The sequence below is a fragment of the Synechococcus sp. CC9902 genome (assembly GCF_000012505.1).
Lineage (GTDB): Bacteria > Cyanobacteriota > Cyanobacteriia > PCC-6307 > Cyanobiaceae > Parasynechococcus.
This window is the reverse complement of record NC_007513.1, coordinates 994744-1012692: the sequence shown is the minus strand read 5'-3', so window position 1 is coordinate 1012692 and position 17949 is coordinate 994744. Positions and strand designations below refer to the sequence as shown.

At 49.0% G+C, this 17949-nt stretch carries 23 protein-coding genes; 11 read left to right on the top strand and 12 right to left on the bottom strand.

The window, feature by feature from the left end; translation table 11 throughout:
* Nucleotides 1–6: 6 nt before the first annotated feature.
* From SYNCC9902_RS05245 to SYNCC9902_RS05235, 3 genes are all read right to left on the bottom strand, one after another.
* Nucleotides 7–681: a glycoside hydrolase family 24 protein gene (locus SYNCC9902_RS05245; RefSeq protein ID WP_011359844.1), complete on the bottom strand. Its 675-nt coding sequence runs from the start codon at nucleotides 679–681 to the stop codon at nucleotides 7–9.
* Between the two features lie 297 nt (nucleotides 682–978).
* On the bottom strand, nucleotides 979–2061 hold the full coding sequence (locus tag SYNCC9902_RS05240; RefSeq protein WP_011359843.1) for a hypothetical protein: 1083 nt from the start codon (nucleotides 2059–2061) through the stop codon (nucleotides 979–981).
* Nucleotides 2055–2903, bottom strand: coding sequence for a TIGR04168 family protein (locus SYNCC9902_RS05235; protein WP_071818406.1), 849 nt, complete (start codon nucleotides 2901–2903; stop codon nucleotides 2055–2057). Before SYNCC9902_RS05235 ends, SYNCC9902_RS05240 begins: the two co-directional genes overlap by 7 nt.
* A 54-nt stretch (nucleotides 2904–2957) precedes the next feature.
* Here SYNCC9902_RS05235 and nadA point away from each other — a divergent pair, with 54 nt between their 5' ends.
* Nucleotides 2958–3890, top strand: coding sequence for a quinolinate synthase NadA (nadA, locus tag SYNCC9902_RS05230; protein ID WP_011359841.1), 933 nt, complete (start codon nucleotides 2958–2960; stop codon nucleotides 3888–3890).
* 10 nt (nucleotides 3891–3900) lie between these two features.
* Here the strand turns inward: nadA and SYNCC9902_RS12060 are convergent, their stop codons facing one another.
* Nucleotides 3901–4134 carry a hypothetical protein gene (locus tag SYNCC9902_RS12060; RefSeq protein ID WP_011359840.1) on the bottom strand — a complete coding sequence of 78 codons (234 nt, stop codon included), beginning with the start codon at nucleotides 4132–4134 and terminating at the stop codon, nucleotides 3901–3903.
* Nucleotides 4135–4203: 69 nt separating this feature from the next.
* On the opposite strand from SYNCC9902_RS12060, the gene SYNCC9902_RS05225 reads away from it, so the two are divergent.
* Nucleotides 4204–5190, top strand: coding sequence for a ligase-associated DNA damage response exonuclease (locus SYNCC9902_RS05225; protein ID WP_011359839.1), 987 nt, complete (start codon nucleotides 4204–4206; stop codon nucleotides 5188–5190).
* 11 nt (nucleotides 5191–5201) lie between these two features.
* On the opposite strand, the gene SYNCC9902_RS05220 is transcribed toward SYNCC9902_RS05225, so the two are convergent.
* Nucleotides 5202–5414, bottom strand: a complete 213-nt coding sequence (locus SYNCC9902_RS05220; protein ID WP_232179279.1) for a hypothetical protein — start codon at nucleotides 5412–5414, stop codon at nucleotides 5202–5204.
* 190 nt (nucleotides 5415–5604) lie between these two features.
* Between SYNCC9902_RS05220 and SYNCC9902_RS05215 the strand changes: the two genes are divergently transcribed.
* The 4 genes from SYNCC9902_RS05215 to SYNCC9902_RS05200 all read left to right on the top strand — a co-directional run bounded on the left by SYNCC9902_RS05215 (nucleotide 5605) and on the right by SYNCC9902_RS05200 (nucleotide 10929).
* Nucleotides 5605–7269, top strand: coding sequence for an ATP-dependent DNA ligase (locus SYNCC9902_RS05215; protein ID WP_011359837.1), 1665 nt, complete (start codon nucleotides 5605–5607; stop codon nucleotides 7267–7269).
* A 2-nt stretch (nucleotides 7270–7271) separates the two neighbouring features.
* Nucleotides 7272–9746 (top strand): ligase-associated DNA damage response DEXH box helicase, encoded by a 2475-nt coding sequence (locus SYNCC9902_RS05210; RefSeq protein WP_011359836.1) that lies wholly within the window; start codon nucleotides 7272–7274, stop codon nucleotides 9744–9746.
* 76 nt (nucleotides 9747–9822) lie between these two features.
* Nucleotides 9823–10362: a DUF1543 domain-containing protein gene (locus tag SYNCC9902_RS05205; protein ID WP_011359835.1), complete on the top strand. Its 540-nt coding sequence runs from the start codon at nucleotides 9823–9825 to the stop codon at nucleotides 10360–10362.
* Between the two features lie 309 nt (nucleotides 10363–10671).
* A complete protein-coding gene (locus SYNCC9902_RS05200) occupies nucleotides 10672–10929 on the top strand; it encodes a hypothetical protein (RefSeq protein WP_011359834.1) in 258 nt (85 codons plus the stop codon).
* A 409-nt stretch (nucleotides 10930–11338) separates the two neighbouring features.
* Here the strand turns inward: SYNCC9902_RS05200 and SYNCC9902_RS05195 are convergent, their stop codons facing one another.
* Nucleotides 11339–11689, bottom strand: coding sequence for a molecular chaperone DnaJ (locus SYNCC9902_RS05195; protein WP_049749433.1), 351 nt, complete (start codon nucleotides 11687–11689; stop codon nucleotides 11339–11341).
* Nucleotides 11690–12450: 761 nt separating this feature from the next.
* Here SYNCC9902_RS05195 and SYNCC9902_RS12045 point away from each other — a divergent pair.
* A complete protein-coding gene (locus SYNCC9902_RS12045; RefSeq protein ID WP_011359831.1) occupies nucleotides 12451–12927 on the top strand; it encodes a DUF427 domain-containing protein in 477 nt (158 codons plus the stop codon).
* A 10-nt stretch (nucleotides 12928–12937) separates the two neighbouring features.
* Here SYNCC9902_RS12045 and SYNCC9902_RS12945 read toward each other — a convergent pair whose 3' ends face one another.
* The 6 genes from SYNCC9902_RS12945 to SYNCC9902_RS05175 all read right to left on the bottom strand — a co-directional run bounded on the left by SYNCC9902_RS12945 (nucleotide 12938) and on the right by SYNCC9902_RS05175 (nucleotide 16164).
* Entirely contained in the window at nucleotides 12938–13066 is a 129-nt protein-coding gene (locus tag SYNCC9902_RS12945) for a hypothetical protein (protein WP_255346185.1), read from the bottom strand.
* Nucleotides 13067–13200: 134 nt separating this feature from the next.
* The gene (locus SYNCC9902_RS05190; RefSeq protein WP_156771169.1) at nucleotides 13201–13629 is read right to left on the bottom strand and encodes a hypothetical protein; all 429 of its coding nucleotides are present in this window, start codon (nucleotides 13627–13629) and stop codon (nucleotides 13201–13203) included.
* 876 nt (nucleotides 13630–14505) lie between these two features.
* Nucleotides 14506–14799, bottom strand: a complete 294-nt coding sequence (locus SYNCC9902_RS12460) for a hypothetical protein (RefSeq protein ID WP_011359829.1) — start codon at nucleotides 14797–14799, stop codon at nucleotides 14506–14508.
* A 94-nt stretch (nucleotides 14800–14893) separates the two neighbouring features.
* On the bottom strand, nucleotides 14894–15547 hold the full coding sequence (locus SYNCC9902_RS05185; protein ID WP_011359828.1) for a methyltransferase domain-containing protein: 654 nt from the start codon (nucleotides 15545–15547) through the stop codon (nucleotides 14894–14896).
* 3 nt (nucleotides 15548–15550) lie between these two features.
* Complete coding sequence (locus SYNCC9902_RS05180) at nucleotides 15551–15772, bottom strand: chlorophyll a/b-binding protein (protein WP_041424962.1); 222 nt, start codon at nucleotides 15770–15772, stop codon at nucleotides 15551–15553.
* A complete protein-coding gene (locus SYNCC9902_RS05175; protein WP_232179277.1) occupies nucleotides 15769–16164 on the bottom strand; it encodes a hypothetical protein in 396 nt (131 codons plus the stop codon). The genes SYNCC9902_RS05180 and SYNCC9902_RS05175 overlap by 4 nt, the downstream gene beginning before the upstream one ends.
* A 79-nt stretch (nucleotides 16165–16243) precedes the next feature.
* Here SYNCC9902_RS05175 and SYNCC9902_RS05170 point away from each other — a divergent pair, with 79 nt between their 5' ends.
* The 4 genes from SYNCC9902_RS05170 to SYNCC9902_RS12455 all read left to right on the top strand — a co-directional run bounded on the left by SYNCC9902_RS05170 (nucleotide 16244) and on the right by SYNCC9902_RS12455 (nucleotide 17759).
* A complete protein-coding gene (locus tag SYNCC9902_RS05170; RefSeq protein WP_011359825.1) occupies nucleotides 16244–16753 on the top strand; it encodes a PAP/fibrillin family protein in 510 nt (169 codons plus the stop codon).
* 189 nt (nucleotides 16754–16942) lie between these two features.
* Nucleotides 16943–17122, top strand: a complete 180-nt coding sequence (locus tag SYNCC9902_RS05165) for a hypothetical protein (RefSeq protein ID WP_156771078.1) — start codon at nucleotides 16943–16945, stop codon at nucleotides 17120–17122.
* A 117-nt stretch (nucleotides 17123–17239) separates the two neighbouring features.
* The gene (locus SYNCC9902_RS05160; protein WP_156771077.1) at nucleotides 17240–17473 is read left to right on the top strand and encodes a hypothetical protein; all 234 of its coding nucleotides are present in this window, start codon (nucleotides 17240–17242) and stop codon (nucleotides 17471–17473) included.
* Between the two features lie 52 nt (nucleotides 17474–17525).
* A complete protein-coding gene (locus tag SYNCC9902_RS12455; RefSeq protein ID WP_041424958.1) occupies nucleotides 17526–17759 on the top strand; it encodes a hypothetical protein in 234 nt (77 codons plus the stop codon).
* Nucleotides 17760–17949 lie beyond the last annotated feature (190 nt).

The following is a 17949-nucleotide window of genomic DNA, read 5'->3' as shown; positions in this document are numbered from 1 at the left end:
CGAAGGTCAGAGCTGCGTTGCACAGGCAATTCGAGAGCCTGTGCAAACGGCTGGCTTAGCCGCCTGAGAAAGTTCAAGGCGACGCTCGTCGCGGATCCGCCGTAACTCCACAAGATTGACGTTGTAAAACGAGAGAAGGCGATCGTATTTTTTTACGGGCTGCCCGTAAAAACTCCGACCCGCAAGCGTGGGGAATGAAGCCCACTCCGGCGCCAATTTGGCTGCAAGATACGGGGAAAGATTGCCTGTGTCTGTGAGACCGAGGGCCTTGCGACGCTGAATCAAGAACAGCGCTCCTTGATCCTGCACCTCTGGTCCGAAGCCGGTCACACCCAAGCTTCGCCGAACCAAATCCCAGGTAAATGGCATGAATTGGTAAGCCCCTGCAGCAGCACTGGCATAGCGGGAGCTATAGATCACCCGATTGGGATGCCGGTTGAGGGAGCTCATCAAGCCACCACCAAACATCACTCGATAGCCCACATCAAAGCCACCCTTCCACGTGCCTTCAGCAAAACGGATGGTATTGAGCATCGCTCGACGCTCGGGGGTTATGACGTAAGGAATCGCTCGGGTTGGCTGAACATCAGGCAAATGCACTAACTGCGATCTCGTCGCAGGGGGCAAAAAGCTCGCTCTGGCGGGAGCACTCGGAAGAGATGTGGCCAATACTCCAGACATCGCAGCCAATACGAGTCCGTGGCGACAAATCACACCTGAGAGAGCCACAAAAAAGTGTCAAAGGATAAAGGTCAAACGATGCATAAAAAACGCATCAGTAATTGACTAGACCTCAAAAGAACCCGACAGTGGGGAACTTTCCGGCTGACTTTGTCGAACAAATCATCGGATGCAATAGGTAGATATGCCAGTCGATTAATCGAACCTATGTATGAAAACGTACAAAGTGAGTGGCTGAAACAAAAGTGACCCAGCCAAAGTGCAGCAACGGAGACAATATTTTTTGGGTAAAAAATATTATCGAGCTTCTGCCAGCGCGATCAAAGCTTCTGCAGCGCGTTGAGCACCGTCGTGCGGCAAAGGGCCAGATTCCGGCGCGTTGAGCGAGAGATTCAATTGCCAGTCTCCACGTTCCAACTGATCTCTTGTCAGAACTCGATGGTCGCCATGCCGTCGAAGACCGGTCATTAAAGCCGCCGCCTCCGCAAAATCACGACGCTCCACCACATGGAGGCCAACTCCCTGATCCAACGCCTCACAGAAGGTGCTGAAGCCAGGCTTACCCAACTGTCGAGAGCACAACGGAAAGGCATCGATCGGCCGCACGGAGCCTGGAAGAAGGGTGAGATTTGGAACTTGTTGGAGAGCGAGCGCTTGTACGGCCTGCGCTGGAGAGGCCATTAAAAAGTGATGGCGTGGCCAACGAAGAAACAGTTCGGGATCGAGCTGGAGGCCCAAACCACCGAATCCCACCAAAACCAGCGATTGATCGAGCGAACGTATGGCGCGCTCCCAATCAGACGGAAGCGGCCGAGGACGGGTGCAGACCAAACCCAGGGCCAGTTCCTGCAATCCCCAATTCATCGACAAATCAAAGGGGCACCGCAACAGCAGCTGTCCTCGTTTGTATTGAGCCAAGGCTGCATCGGCCCAGCGCTCAAACCGCCCCCCTAAAGGGCGGTAAATATCGTCCCAGCCGAAATTGCTCATCCACACAAGGGGAGCATCGACACGATCTGCCAACTCAGCAGCAGCTGGTGGGATGTCGCCGAAAATCAAAACCGAGTCGGCCTGAGTACGAAGCCACTCCACTTCCCCCATGAGCTGATCTGGAAGTGCGGTCTCCAAGGCGCTGAGTGCCGCCAATGTTTGGCTGCGATCAACACCGAGAGCATCGGCTTGAACCATGCCGACATCCCAACGGCAGGCGCGAATGGTGATGCTGTCGTCTCCTAATAGAAGCCGCAAAAAACGAGGTTCCACCATGGAGCTCATCACCAACGTCCAGTCCGGCCTTCGCAAGCGCAATTGCTGCAAAACGGCTGCATCCCTTGCCGCATGTCCAAACCCATGACTGCTGCTACAGACGTAAATCAGCACTGCATAGGTTTGTCGAGGGGAAGCGACTCTTGGTGACTAAGCCCACCATCAGGCGTGTACCAACGATGACTCAGATGGGTCAGAGACGACCCACTGAATTCAGCCCAGGACAAATGAATCAATGTTCGTCCTTGGACATCCAGACCGCTGCGAGGCACACAGGCCGCATTCAGATAAGCCGTGCCACGTCGATCTTGCAGAAGACTTTGTCGATAGCCCGAGCCTCGCTTAAGAGCATGGTGCATATGACCAAACACCACAAGATCAGGGGGGCGTGTCACAGCAATCCGATCCAGGGCAATCGATAAATCCTGATCTCCCCAATCGATGGCAGGACTCTTCCAATCCCGTCCGCAAGGGCTATCTGGATCAGACCCCAAACCTGTAGGCCCGCAGTGGGCCAAGACCAAGAGAGGTTCCTCGGAAGGAACGGAGGCAGCAGCAGCCAAGATTCGATCCACCGACTGATCCAAGGTGACTGGGCCATACACGGCCTCCACGGCCTTCGAGAGATGAAATCCACCTCCGGCGCTGAACGGCCGTGCACCAACAACTGTTAAGGGAAGGTCCTCCCAGCGACGGACACCCCAAGCACAGTGACGGTCCCCCAGAAGAACCAATTGCTGACGCAGGAGTCCACCGGTTTTGTCAGATCCCCTGTCGTGATTCCCAAAGATGACCGCCACTCGATAAGGAAGTGAGGCAATGCGACGTGTCAAACGCAGATCACCATCGCTGAGGTCACCGACGAACAAAACAGCGTCGGGTTGAAGCCGCTCCAACAGCAGTTCGTCAGCGTCGCTCCAAGCGCCGTGAAGATCTCCGGCAATCGCAATGCGCAGATCTTTCAGAGCTCTTGCCTAGGCTGGGGTCCATCCTGACGCGTCCGGGTCCCAATGAGCGTTGACAACGCCCTGGTCGCGGCGATCGAGCTGCTCAAACAACAGCGGAATGCTGTGGTGCTTGCGCACTATTACCAGTCCCCAGACATCCAAGATATTGCCGATTTCATCGGCGACTCCTTGGAGTTATCAAGAAAAGCCGCCAACACCTCTGCAGACGTGATCGTGTTCTGTGGTGTGCACTTCATGGCGGAGACAGCAAAAATTCTCAGCCCAGAGAAGACAGTTGTTATTCCTGATCTTGATGCAGGTTGCTCATTAGCTGATGACTGTCCAGCAGACGCTTTCGCTGCATTTCGTCAGCAACATCCGGATCATTTTGTCGTGAGCTACATCAATTGCACCGCCGCAGTAAAAGCGCAAAGCGATCTGATTTGCACGAGCAGTAATGCCGTAGATCTGGTCAAGCAATTGCCTGAAGATCAACCCATCCTTTTTGCTCCTGATCAAAACTTAGGGCGGTGGGTACAACGCCAAAGTGGTCGTGATCTCACCCTCTGGCCTGGTCGTTGCATTGTTCATGAAACGTTTAGCGAAGAAGCAGTACTTCAACTAAAACTCGAACATCCCACCGCTGAAGTGATTGCTCACCCAGAGTGTCAGGAGAATCTCCTTGATCTCGCTAACTTCATCGGTTCAACAAGCAAGTTGCTGAATTACACCGAAATCAGTGCTACCCAAACATTCATTGTTTTAACTGAGCCAGGCATCATTCACCAGATGCAACAACGCGTTCCACACAAGACACTTTTAGAAGTACCAGGCCTGGATGGATGCAGCTGCAATGCCTGCCCGTACATGCGCCTTAATACACTTCAAAAACTACACGACTGTTTGAGCACATTGGAACCAGCCATTGAAATGGAGGAGAACCTAAGAATGAAGGCTCTCCTTCCAATGAAAAAAATGCTGGAGATGAGTCGCTAAAGCGATTTAATCATTTTTTACGGCAATAACCAGCGCCAACATTCATCCAACCTGATTCACAAGCTTCACCATTGGTGGGCTGCATCTCGTAGTTAATCGGAGATACACAGGTTGTACCTAAAGTGTTTACATACCCCATCGGGCACTGGTTATGCCCAGCTGCCTTAGGAATTTTTTTCTGGGCGAGAACGGAAGTGGGGACGCTTAGAGCGCAAACGGACAGGGCAGCAAGTAAAAGCTTCATTGGGCGTACATCAAATGCGCAGCTTCACGTTAGTGACTTGCAGAATCCATGCAGCGATGAGGACTGGGCTTGATAGAACGCACCGAATCAGGCCTGTACTGCCGGGCTGCTGATGCCTGGGTGGATCCATGGAGGCCGGTTCCGAGAGCCTTGATTACCCATGCCCATGCCGACCATGCCAGACCAGGATGTGGCGAATATTGGGCTGTTGACTCAAGCGAAGCGGTCTTGCGGCAGCGTCTTGGCCAGAGCATCAATCTGCACGCGGTTCGTTACGGGAAAGAGTTTTGGCTCGGTCAATGCAAGGTGTCCTTCCACAGTGCAGGGCATGTGCTTGGGTCAGCGCAGATCCGACTGGAGTCGGATGGAAATGTCTGGGTCGTGAGTGGCGACTACAAGCGCGACCACGATCCCAGCTGCGCTCCGTTTGAGACCGTCGCCTGTGATGTGTTGATTACAGAAGCCACATTTGGGTTGCCCATTTATCGCTGGAGCAGCGGAGCCGAAGTCGCAAAATCAATTCGAGATTGGTGGCAGGCTGATCGGAGCCGGCCCACATTGTTGTTCTGTTACGCCTTTGGGAAAGCACAACGTCTACTGGCTGAATTAAAAGCAATCGGTGTCGAAGAAGAGGTGCTTTTGCATGGTGCGGTGGAAACCATCACTCGGCACTATCGCGAGGCTCAAGTTCCGATGACGCCGAGCCGGCCCGTCAGTGACTACCCACGCAAAGATTCTCTGAATGGCCGATTGGTTCTAGCCCCCCCATCTGCACATCGTTCCAGTTGGATGCGTCGTTTCAAGGCACCGCAAACTGGTTTTGCTTCAGGATGGATGACTGTGCGGGGCGCGCGGCAACGACGTGGATATGAACGGGGGTTTGTGCTCAGCGATCACGCCGACTGGCCAGGTCTGATTCAAACCGTCCGGGAGTCAGGAGCCAAACAGGTGTACGTCACCCATGGACAAAGTGACGTACTCGCCAGATACCTACGTGAATGCGAAGGGATTGCTGCCGAACCGCTCGAGACATTGTTTGAAGGTGAACAAGACTGAGACTTCTGGATTCAGTTGCCGCCCTGACCAATTCCTGTTGGCAGAGGGGGGAAGTTCAAATTGGCTTCTCGGCCTTCAATCGCAGCCTTCAGCGATTCAATCATCATCGTGTTGCCGCTGTCTTGAATTGCTTTGAGTGCTGCTTCAAGACGCCGACGGCGGTTGCTTGGATCATCGCCAGAGCCTTGAGTTCCAATCGTCAGGTCAGGAGAAGCTATCGGCATTGATGCACGAACGCTTGAGAGTTGCTGGGCCAGGTTCTCCCAAAGAAGTGCCATTTATCCACCGAGATATGTGATCACTAGATGAACACAGACCTTGGCAATCAGCACTGGTTGATCACAAAACGTCTCGATCAGAATCCCCACGGAAGTCGGCGTCGGTCGACAAGATATTGAAAGCGCTGTACAGCCCATGCAGGCCTTTCAGGCCCTATTCCAACAGCTCGACCAAGTCACAGGAACACGGGCCAAAGTTGGTTTGCTTGTTGAACATTTCCGTTCTGTACCAGCAGCCGATGCCGCCTGGGCTCTTGTTCTTCTGTTGGGGAAACGAAGACGCCGGCTCATCACTGGCCGAAGGCTTCGCACGATCCTTGAGCAACGGGGTGGCATTCCAGAGTGGCTAGTTGCCGAGTGTCACGGTCAAGTTGGCGATTCAGCCGAAACAATCACCCTGCTTTGGCCAGCCGTGAGCACCAAAATCGGCCTTGTGGAATCAAATCTCCCGACACTTCCAGTCGATCAACCGCTGCACTGGTGGATGGACACCCTTCTTCCAACGATTAGCGGTTTCAAAGACGACAACGAAGCAAACGCTGTTCTCGATCTATGGCAGAGAGTGCCAAACGACCAACACTTTGTGGTTAATAAACTGATCACGGGAGGATTTCGGGTCGGTGTATCAACGGGGTTGATCAGTCGAGCAATTGCTGAGGCCTTTGATCTCGACATCGAACTGGTTGTCCAACGGTTAATGGGCGGCTTTGAGCCAACGGCTGACAATTTTCAACAACTCATCCTTCCTGCTAACGACGATGAACAACGATCGAAAGGCACTCCGTATCCTTTCTTTCTGGCTAGCCCCATCGATCTCCATCGACTTCAAGACAGCAAGCCTGATGACTGGCTTGTCGAATGGAAATGGGATGGCATTCGTGGGCAATTAATTCACCGAGGACATGGCACATTTCTGTGGAGTCGGGGAGAGGAACTCGTGAACGATAGTTTTCCGGAACTTATCTCGATTGGGGAGGCTCTACCGGATGGCACCGTTCTCGATGGAGAAGTGATCTGTTGGAAGGAAGAGGATTCAATACCACTAGGTTTCGACCAATTACAACGCCGCCTGGGTCGAAAACAGGTGGGCAACATTTTGAAACGGGAATGCCCAGTGCGTTTTATCGCTTACGACCTGTTAGAGCACAAAGGACAAGACATCCGACAAGAGCCAATTTCACAACGGCAGCAAAAGCTACTTGAAGTGATCAGGACGCTGAAACATCCAGAGCACTGGCGATTACAACAAAGCCAGCACTGGCCACTAAAAACATGGGACGAGCTCGATCGGCAACGACAGGAAGCAAGAAAAAAACATGCTGAGGGATTGATGCTCAAGCAACGCACATCCCCATATTTGGCTGGTCGAAAACGCGGTAGCTGGTGGAAATACAAGCTTGATCCCATGAACCTAGATGCCGTTCTTCTCTACGCGCAGGCAGGACGTGGTCGGCGCGCGAATTTATTTACCGACTACACATTTGGCCTTTGGAACAATTCAGAAACACCTGAACTAGTCACCTTCGCAAAGGCTTACTCCGGACTTGACAACGCGGAAATCCTTGAGCTCGATCGTTGGATCAGAAAGAACACACTGCAACGATTTGGCCCGACGCGATCTGTTCGGCCCGAGCAAGTCTTTGAACTGGGGTTTGAAGGAATTCACCCATCAAAACGGCACAAAGCTGGAGTAGCCGTACGATTTCCGAGAATTTTGCGCTGGCGAAAGGATAAGACTGCCCAAGAAGGAAACTGCTTAAGCGATGCAAAACAGTTGATGAACGACCAGAGAGAGGCTTAACAATGCCAGGACGTTCGCATGAAGTGGATTCAACCGATCAACTACAACCAATTCATAAATGGTTTTATCATCAGGGATGGACGCCACTTCCATTTCAGAGAAAAACTTGGGAAGCATATTTAGAAGGCAAAAGTGGCCTTATCCAAGTACCAACAGGGTCTGGAAAAACCTATGCAGCAGTGATGGGCCCCATCGCCCGAATGCTGACAGATACCGCAGATCGTAAAGGGATACGATTGCTATATCTCACCCCACTTCGAGCGCTGAGTCGGGATCTAGCCCTAGCAATACGAGATCCAATAGAAGTGATGAATTGGCCATTGCGCGTCGGCATCCGTAACGGAGACAGCAAAAGTAGTGAACGCACGAAACAACTTAAATCACCACCGGAAATATTAGTTACCACTCCAGAATCACTAACTCTATTGCTCAGTAATCCGAAGGCAGAGGAGCTGTTCAATAACCTCGACACCGTGATCTTGGATGAATGGCATGAATTGATGGGAAGTAAGCGTGGTAGCCAAACAGAGCTATGCCTTTCATGGCTTCGCCAACAACGTCCAGGCCTACAAACCTGGGCGATCAGTGCCACGATTGGAAATTTGAACCAGGCCGCACTGCACGCACTGGGCACGAAGGGCAAACCCATAATGGTTGGGGGCGCACCGGCAAGGACCACTTATATCCACAGCATATTTCCAGAAAAGATTGATGGCTTCCCTTGGGCGGGTCACCTCGGCCTACGAATGTATGAAGAGCTTGTAGCTGTTCTCAATCCGAACATCAGCACACTGCTGTTCACTAACACAAGAAATCAATCAGAACGTTGGCATCAATGTCTTCGTTTCGCCTGTCCTGAAATGGAAGGGGCACTCGCTTTACATCACAGTGCAATCGATCGTGGAGAACGAGAATCCATTGAATCAGCTGTAAAAGCAGGAGATATTCGTTGGGTGGTGTGCACCAGTTCTCTAGATTTAGGTGTGGATTTTCAGCCAGTAGAACAGGTTGTACAAATTGGTAGTCCAAAGAATTTAGCTCGTCTTTTACAGCGAGCAGGTCGATCATCCCATATCCCAGGAGGGACCTCTAAAGTATTATTTATGCCAACCAATGCACTGGAGCTTCTAGAACTAAGCGCAGTTCGACGAGGCTTAGAAGAAGGATTAGTCGAGCAGCGAAAACCACCAAATGCTCCACTTGATGTATTACTCCAACACCTTACAAGCCTTGCTTGTGGGCCAGGGTTCAACGCAGAACAAACCCTAAAAGCAGTAAAAACGAGTGCATGCTATGAACATCTGAGCCAGGAAGACTGGGATTGGTGTCTCATATTTCTCAAAGAGGGTGGTGAATGCCTAGGTGCATACCCGAGATACAAAAAGCTTGAATGGAATAAGGAAAGCAAGAAATATCATATCCGCGAAAAAATGATCGCCAGACTGCATCGATTCAATATTGGTACGATTACAGCAGCACCATCGATCACAGTCCGATTCATTCGAGGAGCTGTATTAGGCCATGTTGAAGAAACATTTATTAGCCAGCTAAAACCCAAAGATGTGTTCTTTTTTTCGGGACGACAACTCGAGTTTATTCGACTCAGAGAGATGACAGCCTACGTCAAAGTCAGCACGAAAAAAAGTCGTACAGTACCAGCATGGGCAGGAGGTCAAATGGCACTATCCGACCTGCTGACACATCACCTACGACAAGAAATAGATCGAGCCAGACGAGAAGATCTAGACACACCGGAATTAAAAGCATTAAAACCATTATTTGATCGACAGCAGGATTTATCTGTTCTACCAAAAACGAATCAGCTGTTAATCGAAACCTGTCAAACACGCGAGGGGAGCCATCTATTCGCATATCCATTTGAAGGTCGATTTGTTCACGAGGGAATCGGATTTCTGTGGGCATCAAGACTCACAAAGCTGAATCGCGGCACAATTACAGTATCTGTTAATGATTATGGATTTGAATTATTAGCACCAAGGAGCTACCCAATGGCAGAGATTGTTGAAGAATATTCCGAGCTCCTACTTAATAAAGAAAATCTCGAGAATGATTTACAGAATGCACTCAACCTTTCAGAACTGCAACGACGACGTTTTCGGGCCATTGCACAAATCGCAGGTCTAATGAATCGTGGCTTTCCAGGATCAACCAAAAGCACCGGCCAACTTCAAATTAGTGCGTCTCTTTTATTTGATGTATTTAATAGACATGAACCAAGCAATCGATTACTTCAACAGGCTTATCAAGAAGTGATGCACGATCAACTAGAGCTCAGCAGATTGGAACATGCACTTACTCGGGCCGCTGAACAAGAATGGCTGCATGTCCAAACACCACGCCCTGGACCACTAGCCTTTCCATTGTTGGTCGAGCGCCTCAATTCACGCATGTCAAACGAGACTGTGCTCGAACGAATCATGCGCATGCAAAAGGATGCTCTGCACAAAGAATCTTAAGAGAAAAACTCATAACGTTAGTGACTCAGATTATCAGATAGTGTAACCAAGGATCAAAGTCTTTTAATCTTCCTCCATGGCCGTCCATTTATATCTTGTGGTGTTGGGGGGGAGAATGAAGGGCTGCAATATCGAACTCCATGACGTCAGGTGGGTGGTGGGGGAATCAATTCAGGATACAATTAAGACACTGAAGAGTGAATGGTTTGGTGACAAAAAAGGGCTCCATATTGATAGCTACCGGAAAATTCTGCATGTAGATGGAATGTCCGTAGCTGTGGTTCATTCACCAACCGTGAATGAACCTACTGATGAATATCGCCTATGGTTTGTGAATCTTGGAGGATATTCAAGCCAATCCATGGCCGAGCAACATGAATTTGGCATTGTTGTTGCATCAACAGCTCAATCAGCAAAGGCCACAGCCAAGAAACGCTGGCTTAAGGGCATGACTCAAATCCACAAGGACGATCTCCACAAAATCAATGGAAATCCGCTTATTGATGATCTCTTACCGATAAATGGCAATGGGCGCTGGCATATCCAATTAACACCCAGCACAACAGAGGTCTCAGTATCCGAGACACCAGACTGGACCGGCTACTGGCTGATCTAGGAACAGACTGCGCCGGATCGTGAGCTATCCATCGACGGTCACATCTGGACACAATTCGATGGAACAACACTCACAAATCATGCCCGCCCACAACACGGGCATCATCTTTCGCACACTTACAAAAACCAATATCAAACTAGTATCAAAGATCTATTTATTATCAACGAAACCGTCAACCAAGCCGCAATCTCTATATATAGAGGAGATCACCGGCAGTCATCGTTCATCGAGGCTATTATCAATATTATCTCCCATACGTAAACTTAAGCTATAATATTTCCCTCTAAATCTTAAACTCTAGCCTCAAGCATGAACACTGAATCAATTAGTCAAGAATCGATCAATGCCTGGCGAGATTATGTATTAAAGCAGATTGTAGGGAATCTTGAGACAAACAAAGAAAAGATTATTGAACAGTTTGAAAACGAGAACTCCCATGGCATTACAAGCAATGAGATCCATGAATTCGGATTACTAGATTTTGACATCTCGATCACACTTCATCGTGACAAAAAAAATTCGTTTGGCCTAGGTTTTGGTTTTTTCAAAGCAAATATTCTGCGGTAACAGAGCAATCAAACAGGCACAGTACAAATTCCATTCTGAGCGACAAACTCTCTAGGACAATAGAAATAAGACAACTTACAACTCTAACAGACTATATAAGGCCTGGATTAAAGCCTATTATATATCAATCGATATCAAATAATTGACAACGGAGGGTGATTTCGAAGAAAATTTTCATAACCGTATATCGTCGATGGACACTCAATCGATTTTGACCATCGCAACACCATTTTTGGTATTTGGTGCTCTGTTGGCAGTCCTCATATTGGTTTGGGATCGGTGAATCATTTATACCCTGGAATATTTTGGACCCCCTATGCCGACTGGATCTATACGGTCATGAGCCTGGGAGGAGTCCTTTTGATTTGTTGGTTAGTACTTGGTCGGTCACCCAAGTAGTGAGCGAGGACTATTCAGCAGCGATACTGTCCATAACGGGCTCAAGCAGTACATCACGGGCATGATTGAAGCGCGTCATCATCTCGGGATCACCGCCTTTATCGGGATGATGTTGAACAGCAAGCGATTTATGAGCTTGTTTAACCACCGCCACACTTAAGCGACCTGTCAACGGCAAACCAAGACTCTGACGAGCCTTGATGGCATCAATGTCGGGATCGCGACCCAGCGGGCACTGCTCCCTCCGATGGTTCGATTTACGCGGCTTACGCCTCGCTTTTGAGGCTTTGGACCGCTTGGTGGTTGCAGCGCCAAACCCACCCGCTCCACTGTCGCTGCTAATCACACGTTTGTTGGTCACCGACTGATGAGACTGCAATGTCCCCTCACAATGCCTGAGCGCCTCACAGATAAGACAAATGCAATGGCCACCAAGCTGTCTTCATCAATTGTCGGAAACTGCTGAGTCGGGCAGAAACCAGAGTGGGTCAAAGCAGTGCCAAGGGCATCGCCGCGGAATGGTCATAACCTCACCTAGAGGTAGCAGAACGATGCAATGCAGCCCAAGCCATAGGCTGGGTTTGTCAAATTTTTAAAGTGTGAAGGAACAACCAAGCAAAAATAATTGAATCCAACTGTGATTTTTAATGGCATCCAGCCCGAGAATCATGAATTAATGCACATTGTGGTGATTGAATTAATTCATATCCCCGGCGAATACGGCTGCTAGTGGGCTCGAGAATCGTACTGAAATGCTGACTCTCAGATAATGCTTCTAACACCACATGCTGACCGATTAGCACAATTCGAAAATGCCACGGAAGAAGACCAGGAAGTGTGAACGACATGGACTGGCAGCGCACTTGTACATGCACATTGCCAAATAAATCAAAGGAGTCCATCCCATCCTTCAAAATCATCGATAAAAAACCTGTAACTTAACCAAAACCTGGAATACTTAAGTATAAATACTTTCAAATTCCCTGCGATAAAACTTCAATACAGACAAGGATAAAACGATCCAAACAAATATGTATCATTGGAGTCGGAAAACAAGAGCGAAAGAAACCACCTATCCTAAAAGGCCTAAAATTGATTTTCAACAACGAGATCACTAGCATCATGAACGAGTACGTTGCTGAGTATCCAAGGCCACCAAGAATTGAACTCATCTCAGGTGCATTAGAGATTTATATTCAAGACGAAATCATCGCTAGAGATTGTGAATATATCAGAGTTTGTGAGACTTATCATCCGCCAAGCATCTATATCAAACCTTCAGCATTCACGAAAGGCACTTTGCATCAGACCTCAGGGCGACCATCATTTTGTGAGTGGAAAGGGCTTGCGACATACTGGGATCTGACAAGATCCAATGGAGAGAGCATTCGACAAAAAGCTGGCTGGAGTTACGCCAAACCGTCTAATAAATATTCATCCTTAAGAGACTGGATTAGCGTCTACCCAAGATGTGTCGACGGATGTTATTTAGAGGGAGAAAAGGTTGTTCCCCAGCCAGGAGAATTTTACGGCGGATGGATTACAAGCTGGGTCAATGGTCCATTCAAGGGAGATCCAAAGCATCCAGAATTGATTTAAATACAAAAAATCAGCGAAGAATAAAGTCGATGACAGAGCCAAAGTTCATTCCACCTTTGACGTACCCCGAAACGACTAAAGCGATGACCCCTGCGTTCAGGGCCAAAAAAGCGATGCTGAGTTTGATTTCATCCTTCATTGATTCATGATCGCTAACGGATAAGAGGTTCCGTGAGCTCAAAAAAGGGTGAAATGATAAAGAATGTAATCTCGTCTTCCGCGGTTCAATGAAACGAAGCCCCACTCTTCGTCAGCTAGCAAAACCATGAATCGCTAATGGGGTTTGTCAAGCGCGCTCGGGGAGTCGAGCCAACCATCGTCAATGGCTTCTAACCAGTGGGTCATGGTGGCAATGGCTAATTTTCGAGCCGATGCAAGGCCTGGCCAAAATAGGAGGGTGAGCAACGTGCCGCCAGTTGACGGGTCTGACACTTCAGCAGCTTCAATGCGCCGCGTTTCGGGATCAAACAACAGATGGAGGTGGGCATCTGATGTCTCGCTGAGTTCGACCACCATGGCAAGGTGTTGCATTTGAATCATGGCTGTTGGCTGCAGCTGATCGTCAAACAACTGATGGTCTACGGGATCGTCAACCCACCAGCTTCCATTGGGGCATTTGCGATCTTCACCTTCGATCCAGTCAATTTTGACTCCACCTGATAAAACAAGCTGATTTAAGACGTTGTCGATGGTTTCGATCATCCCTGACATCGATCAATAACCAAAACTCTAATGAGCTTGAAGCCAATCAGCACTTGGTGATTCGCCGTGGAACCCGCCCGAAGACGATAAGCATGGGCACCCAACGAGCGATGAGAATGCGGTTCTCCGTACACCAAGTGCTATTCAGACAAGTCGTTCGATTGATTAGAAGAGAAAGATGGAGTTATTTCTGATCATGACCTGGGCTTTTATCGCATGGGTTTTAAAAACGCAAAATCCATTCAAGAATTAAATTCGAATCTTTCGAACCATCGTCTCAAAGCCACACCACACCTATCAGCCAACGTGAATTGCACACATCAACTAAGAGCGATCAGACATCTGCTTGCGCAGATTTCTTAAAAGCAAGCACATCTCAAGATTCTCGGCTTCAAAATCACAGACATGCTCTAAAAGATTGCCATACCAGTCACCATACTCTGTAGCTTGTGAGCACAGCTGTGAATCGCTATTCACTAGTTCCAGAATACGAAGAGCCGCTGAATAGATTTCATAATTCATTGTTTAATCCTAACTAGCACTAGATCCCATGGCAATCAGCCAAATTTTGAGCACTCAGCCAGCAGATCGGTAGGCTCAATGTTCTAGTGATATACACCAACATGAGTAAGCCACGATCGCAGGAATCTTCTCAAACATCAATCCAATGGTCAAAATTATCTTTACTCATCGTAGTTATTCTCTGTCTAGGACTTGGAGCGTGCGCCACATACGAACCAAAGTCCGACGATAATGCACCAGGATTTCAACCAACAGATACGATGGATTCCAACAGATTGACTGACGAATTCAATCTCGAGTTAGGAGAAGGTGAATCGTAATTCCCACAGTACAATTAGCCCCCTTTCAAGATAATTAAATCGATTTTAGAAAATTTGAATACTGAACTGGAGTTGGAATCTCTCGCCCCTCGAAAATACATTCACAATACATTTCAATTGCATCTTCAACAACAGCAGAAAGACTGAAATTATCTTCTCCACGTTGTTGCGCGTCATAGCGCAAAGCAGCAATCTTCTCGGATGTGTTTCGATCGATTTGGAGCCTTAGCGAGGAGTATTGAGAAGTGGGATTCAAATCTTTGGGTTGAGATTTAGATTTGATTTTTGACTTTTTGGAAGACAACAAAGTTCTGGAAGTGGTAATCATATTATTAATGATTGATGATATCTCGACAACTCAATGCCAGCGAATCATTGGCATGCACAGCCTAAAAAACCCATCAGAGGGGTCAAAAAGCCGACTACCTGGATTTCGTTGCAATAACCGCGAAAAATGGATCACCTTTGCCACCAAACAGCCCCATCACTCCATCCGATCGGGTGTCTTCAGCAATAATTTCAGGATTCATCCAACCTTGGGCCTTCAACACAGAAGACACATAAGTGAGATGGTCACCGTTGTCACCATCAGTCCAAACTTGAGGTGCCTTAGTGAAAAACATCCGGTTGGAGAAAGCGACAATCACCTGACCCATTGGCCGCGTGATCCGCAGAAGCTCGGCAGCAATGGCCTCAGGCTGCTGTAAATATTGCCATCCAGCCACCATTAATGTTGCATCAATACTTGAATCTACTAACGGTAGAATTTGATCTCTATTTAAGTTTTGAACCCAATTCCTATCGAGCCGTGGGTTGGCGTTGAGCTCCTCTTCGTTTAATCCATGTCCAATGACTTCGTCATAGATCACATCATCCGGAAGGTGGCTGACCCAACTGCTCATCAGGTCGAGAACCACGGCACAGGGAGGGAGCTTCTGCCGATAAAGAGTTGTTAGACGCTCTCTAAAAGGGGCGTCTAAATGATGAACAAAACGCGGTTCATTATAAAAAAGAGCATCATCACTGCGATCAAGTTTGAACCGCTGAGACTCTTCAAGTACCCGAACAACTGTCATCGATCAACCGAGGTCGAGGTACCAGCGGACAACTCCAGTGAGCTGTCCAACAATTCCATATCCCGTTACTCGTTCAACAAGAATTGCAGCCATGAAACCCAGCATTGCCGCCCGCCCATTGAGAAGCTCAACCTCGGCAAGGGCTGAACGATTCCACGGACGAGCTGTGGTTAAGGATTCGCCGAACCGTTCTGGCGTCTCATACTTGAAGGCTTGACGGGTCATGGGAGCGAGCACATCCAGGCGACCTTAACGGGCGTATCCGGTCGACTGGGATATGCACTCCATTTCCCGCTCGAATCCAGGCGATCCATCCGCCCTGCATCACAGACAACTCGCATCGGAATCACCTTGGCTGTCCACTCCGACTGATCTGAACGTCGGAGCAACAGACCAGCTTCAATATCAACAACGACGCCACTCGAATCGGTGATTGCGGCACGCGGTGACCGCAAGTATTCGGCCGCCTGCAGCTTTGGACTCGACATGGCATCGACAAACGTCCAACCCTCACCAGGGAGATGCGTCTTACGCAACCGGCTCCACACGAGGGGTTCAGGCTCGGGCTGCCAGTTGGCACGAACAGGGCAGGAGATCAGAGCGACAAGCCCACTCAAGCAACACAGAACGATTGATCGACACGCCAACATGAGAGACCTGACTGGTTGAGAGACGCTGACACAGACACGAAGCAGCTTGATCGATTTGCTGCGAGACCACCCAAGTTCAGAGAAGATTTTCGAGCTTGTCCAGCAACTTGAAACGGAACATCCTGCCGACCTCTCCAATCAACTCAATGAGTTGACCGGAACATGGGAGCTGCGATGGAGTAGCTCGAGTCAACCATGGTTGAAACAATCACCAGGGCTTCTCAACCTACAAATCCTCGACCCCAACCAAGGCCGTGGACGCAACATTCTTCAATTGGGTGGTCCATTTGGACAGCTTGCAGGCATCCAGGTTGATGCAAACATCAGCGTTATTAGTCAACAACGGGTGAATGTGAGCTTCAAACGCGGTGGTTGGGCTGGACCAACCATTGCAGGACGCAAACTTCAGCTGTTGCGCTCCATCGAGCAAAGTTTCCCAGCTTGGCTTGATATCACCGTTCTGGATGATGCTTTACGGATCTGTCGTGGCAACGCTGGAACAATTTTCGCCTTAGTAAAAAGACCCGAAATCCGTCTTCCAGACTGGACTCTGTAGCTCACAGCACTCAATTGACTTTGACCAAGCAAAGACGACATTGATGGACAAGTCGGTTTCAAATCGCCAAAACGTTGGCAACCATCTGGGATTTAAATTCTGTATGATTGACTCACGTTGAACCGACAGCCGTCGGTTGCAGTTAGAGCCAGGTCACGCAACGGGGTCCTGGTCGCTGTGGAGACATGTATGTCACCTCTCGCCCTTGCTCAGCGCATTCAAAAGCGCAAGCATCGCCTCAATGAGGCTCAAATGGCACATTTACGCCAAACCGCTTATCGCGGTGTTAACACCACCGCCCATCAAGCGCCAACGCGTCAGTTTGAACAAACGAATATCGTTCAGAGCGGTATTTCTTACATCAACTGATTCAGATCAAAAGCCCCGACGGGGCTTTTTTTTTGATCATCGTTGAACGGGTAACGCTTTCAAAGAAGACTTGGAATAACGATGAAGCTTGAACAAAGGGGAGGCCGCCCCTCCCGGATGGAAGAGACGGCCTATCTCGCTCGTTTGTTCATCGTTCACCTGTACAACAGCTTGGCTGAGAAATCAGCCCACCGACGACAGAGATGGGGGGATTTCTCGTATTCCTCGCTTCCGACACCACTGCTTCCTCTTCCAAAAAGCAGAGATCAGGTCGTTGGTCAACACATAAAAGTAGAAGAGCGAAGCGACTGGCTTGGTGGCAAACCCTGGGGCCATTGCTACCAGGTGTGAAACCTCGTTTCCTTCAAGGGCACCTCAACGATGCGGAGGAAACTCGACTGGGTTGACGCTCTGCTTTGTCGCGCCAGACGAACGGTTCACGGATGGGTTGAAAGTTGGAGCAGGGGCCAGAAAAGTCAGCGTGCTTCTAGTGCTTGCTCAGGTGGAGTTTCGGCCGTCATGGGCTCCTCCGATTTCGATGCCCATACTTTTGCCCAGTACGGCTCCTTTGCCATCGGTGTTAAGGCGCATTGCCCTCTCAAGCAAAACCTCCGACAGTGGAAACGGCGTGCTTTGAAACCTCAGCAGAGGCCAACAACCAAGGACATGCAGACGAGGAGTAGATATCTCTCACTAAATACGAACCGTATGGGATATTGCAATCACTCAATCGGTCGATAATATCTTATTAGAATTAGAACCTCCGATGCTCTTAAAATTATGGGAAAAGACTGCTAAAAAAATGTTCAAGGAATTTACCATTGGCC